The 3,783-nt window shown below is 71.0% G+C and carries 2 protein-coding genes and 1 pseudogene; 2 read left to right on the forward strand and 1 reads right to left on the reverse strand.

The window, feature by feature from the left end:
- Positions 1–165: 165 nt before the first annotated feature.
- Positions 166–1,668, forward strand: a complete 1,503-nt coding sequence (locus ACFW2E_RS43100) for an acyl-CoA synthetase (protein ID WP_384476531.1) — start codon at positions 166–168, stop codon at positions 1,666–1,668.
- Between the two features lie 110 nt (positions 1,669–1,778).
- The gene (locus ACFW2E_RS43105; RefSeq protein ID WP_384476534.1) at positions 1,779–2,615 is read left to right on the forward strand and encodes an alpha/beta fold hydrolase; all 837 of its coding nucleotides are present in this window, start codon (positions 1,779–1,781) and stop codon (positions 2,613–2,615) included.
- 6 nt (positions 2,616–2,621) lie between these two features.
- Here ACFW2E_RS43105 and ACFW2E_RS43110 read toward each other — a convergent pair.
- Positions 2,622–3,783 (reverse strand): annotated as a pseudogene (locus tag ACFW2E_RS43110) (sulfatase); the annotation flags it as partial.

Consider the following 3,783-nt stretch of genomic DNA (forward strand, 5'->3'; position numbering starts at 1 on the left):
CCGCCGCGGTGAGCAGGGCGACGGCGGTGACCAGGAGCCGTACCGGTCCTGTGCGCATCGTGCCTCCCAACGTCATTGAGGGAAGGAGCGGTTGAGCGTACAGCGGGACGTGTCATGACCCCCGGTTCTTGACCTGTCTCTCGAGCGGACCGAGGATCATGTGCCATGACGCAGGGACACGGCAGCACGGTTGACGGAGTACTGCGGCGCAGCGCCCGGCGCACGCCCGCGCGCGTCGCGGTGGAGTACCGCGAGCGCAGCTGGACGTACCAGGAACTCGACGACGCCGTCTCGCGCGCGGCGGCCGTGCTCCTCGCGCAGGGCCTGGAACCCGGCGACCGGGTCGGTTCGTACGGCCACAACTCCGACGCCTATCTGATCGCGTTCCTGGCCTGCGCCCGCGCGGGCCTCGTGCACGTGCCCGTGAACCAGAACCTCACCGGCGACGACCTGGCCTACATCGTGGGCCAGTCGGGCAGCTCGCTGGTGCTGGCAGACCCGGACCTCTCCGGCCGACTGCCCGCCGGAGTAAGGGTGTTGCCGCTGCGCGACGCCGATGACTCGCTCCTCGCCAGGCTCGCCACGGCAGCGCCGTACGACGGTCCCGAACCGCGCACCGAGGACCTGGTGCAGCTGCTGTACACCTCCGGCACCACCGCCCTGCCCAAGGGCGCGATGATGACGCACCGGTCCCTGGTGCACGAGTACCTGAGCGCCATCACCGCCCTCGACCTGAGCGCGGGCGACCGGCCGGTGCACGCGCTGCCGCTGTACCACTCGGCCCAGATGCACGTGTTCCTGCTGCCGTACATCGCGGTCGGCGCGACCAGCGTCATCCTCGACGCGCCGGACGGGGACACGCTCTTCGACCTGGTCGAGGCCGGCCGCGTGGACAGCCTGTTCGCACCGCCCACCGTCTGGATCGGTCTCTCCAACCGGCCCGACTTCGCGAGCCGGGACCTGAGCGGCCTGCGCAAGGCCTACTACGGGGCGTCGATCATGCCCGTGCCCGTCCTGGAGCGGCTGCGTGAACGGCTGCCGGGGCTCGCCTTCTACAACTGCTTCGGCCAGAGCGAGATCGGCCCGCTGGCCACCGTGCTCGGCCCCGACGAGCACAAGGGCCGAATGGACTCCTGCGGCCGCACCGTGCTGTTCGTGGACGCGCGTCTGGTCGACGAGGACGACGAGGACGTGCCCGACGGCACGCCGGGTGAGATCGTCTACCGCTCACCGCAGCTGTGCGAGGGCTACTGGGACAAGCCCGACGAGACCGCCGCCGCCTTCCGCGACGGCTGGTTCCACTCCGGCGACCTCGCCGTGCGGGACGAACACGGCTACTTCACGATCGTCGACCGGGTCAAGGACGTCATCAACTCCGGTGGCGTGCTGATCGCCTCACGGCAGGTCGAGGACGCCCTGTACACCCACGAGGGCGTGGCCGAGGCCGCCGTGATCGGCCTGCCCGACGAACGGTGGATCGAGGCCGTCACCGCGGTGGTCGTGCCGCGAGGTGAGGTGACCGAGGCCGAACTGATCGCCCACGCGCGCGAGAAGCTCGCTCCCTTCAAAGCGCCCAAGCAGGTGCTGTTCGTGGACGAGCTGCCGCGCAACGCGAGCGGCAAGATCCTCAAGCGGGAGCTGCGGGACCGGTTCAGCGGCCGGGGCTAGCGCGGACGCAGGTCCGTGACCCGGAGGATCCCGCCACGGAATTCATCCCGGGCCGGGACCGAGGGGAACTCCGTTGCGGCAGGGCCCGGTCCGCGCCGATGATCGACGGCATGCCGACCTTCACCGCACCCGACGGAACCGAGCTCGCCTACCACCTGCGCGGCGAGGGCGAACCCCTGGTCGTCCTGCCCGGAGGGCCGATGCGGGCCTCCGTCTACCTGGCAGGCCTGGGCGGGCTGGACGTCCATCGGCGGCTGGTCCTGCTCGACCTGAGGGGGACCGGCGACTCCGCGGTGCCGGCGGACTCGGCGACGTACCGCTGCGACCACATGGTCGACGACGTGGAGGCGTTGCGCGTCCACATGGGGCTGGAGCACATGGATCTGCTCGCGCACTCGGCGGCCGGGAGCCTGGCGATCCTCTACGCGGCGCGGTACCCGGGGCGGGTGCGGCGGCTCGCGCTGATCACCCCCAATCCGTCGGCCCTCGGTATGCGGACCACCGTCGAGGACCGGCTGGCGGCCGCCCGGCTGCGGGCGCACGAGCCATGGTTCGAGAAGGGGTTCCCGGCGCTGGAGGCCTGGCTGACGGGGCGGGCCGGCTTCGACCCGGCCCTCGCCCCCTTCTTCTACGGCCGCTGGGACGCCGCGGCGCAGGCCCATGACGCGGCCACCGAGGAACAGACGAACGAGGAGGCGGAGGGCCGCTACTTCTCGGACGGCGCCTTCGACCCGGACGCGACCCGGGCCGCGCTCGCCGGTCTGACCGCGCCGGTCCTGGTGCACGCGGGCGAACTCGACGGCGGTCCCCGCCCCGGCCTCGCCCGCCGCACCGCCGACGCCTTTCCGAACGGGGAGCTCGCGGTCCAGCCGGGCGCCGCGCACTATCCGTTCCTGGACGACCCGGAGTGGTTCGTAGGCCGGGTCATCGCCTTCCTGGACCGGTGAGGGGCGTCAGCCGGCCTTCGGGCCGTAGGCCGTCATGAAACGGTCGCGGAACTTGTCCATCGCCCAGACGGGAGCGTCCTTCGCCGGCTTCAGGCCCTGCGTCCAGCCCCAGTCCGAGACCCGGTCCAGGACCTTCGGGTCGTGGGCCACGATCGCGACCGGCACCTCGCGGCTGGTGCTGCCGGCGGTGACCGTCGGCACCGGCTGGTGGTCGCCGAGGAAGACCAGGACCGTGTTCTCGTCGCCGTAGCGCTCGACGAACTCGGTCAGGCTGCGCAGCGAGTACTCGATGGCGTTGCGGTATTCGGTGCGGACGCTCTCCGCGTTCTTCCAGACCTCCTTGGGGTCCTTGCCCTCCTCCTTGATCCGCTCGAAGACCGAACCGTCGCCCAGGCCGTTCCAGTCGATCATGTGGGCGACCGGCGCCCAGGGGTTGTGGCTGGAGGCCAGGATGATCTCCGCCATCATCGGGCCCCGGTCCTTCTTGCCGAACTCGAGCCGCTGGAAGGCCTCCAGGCTGAACTGGTCGGGCACGGGGGTCCAGCTGAAGTACGGGCCGTGGTAGCCGAGGTGCTCGGAGTCGTAGATGTGGTCGAGGCCGAAGAACCTGCCCTCCGGCCAGGCCCGGCGCACTCCCGGCACGATGCCGACCGTGTCCCATGCGCCCGTCTTGCGGAAGTAGCGGGTCAGGGTCATACGGTCGCTGGACGTCAGTTTCCGGTAGCGCTGCTGGTTCTTGATCCACAGGCCGGACAGGAACGTGGAGTGGGCCAGCCAGCTGCCGGCCCCCGTCACCGGGGACCTGAGCCAGCCGCTGCGCGACTCGAACCCGGCCGTCTGGAGGCCGGCCGTGCCCTCCTCGAGGACCTCGCCGATCCGCGGGGCCATCGCCGGGTCCTCGATCGCCGTACGGCCGTAGCTCTCGATGAAGGTGAACAGCACGTCCTTGCCGCGCAGCCCGGTGAGCAACTGGTCGGGCGGCGTGTGGGCGAAGGCGTCGACGGCGGCCTGCTGCTGGAAGACACGGGCGTCCTGGAGGCCCGCCCGCACCTGCTGGACGCGGTTGTCGATCAGCTCGGCGTCGATCTTGGCGGCGACCGGGGTGTCACCGAACTGCACGCCGACGGTGACGCAGGTGATCCACGCGGTGCCGAGGATCAGCGTGGTG

Origin of the sequence: Streptomyces sp. NPDC058964, assembly GCF_042741275.1 — a bacterium.
Taxonomy (GTDB): domain Bacteria; phylum Actinomycetota; class Actinomycetes; order Streptomycetales; family Streptomycetaceae; genus Streptomyces.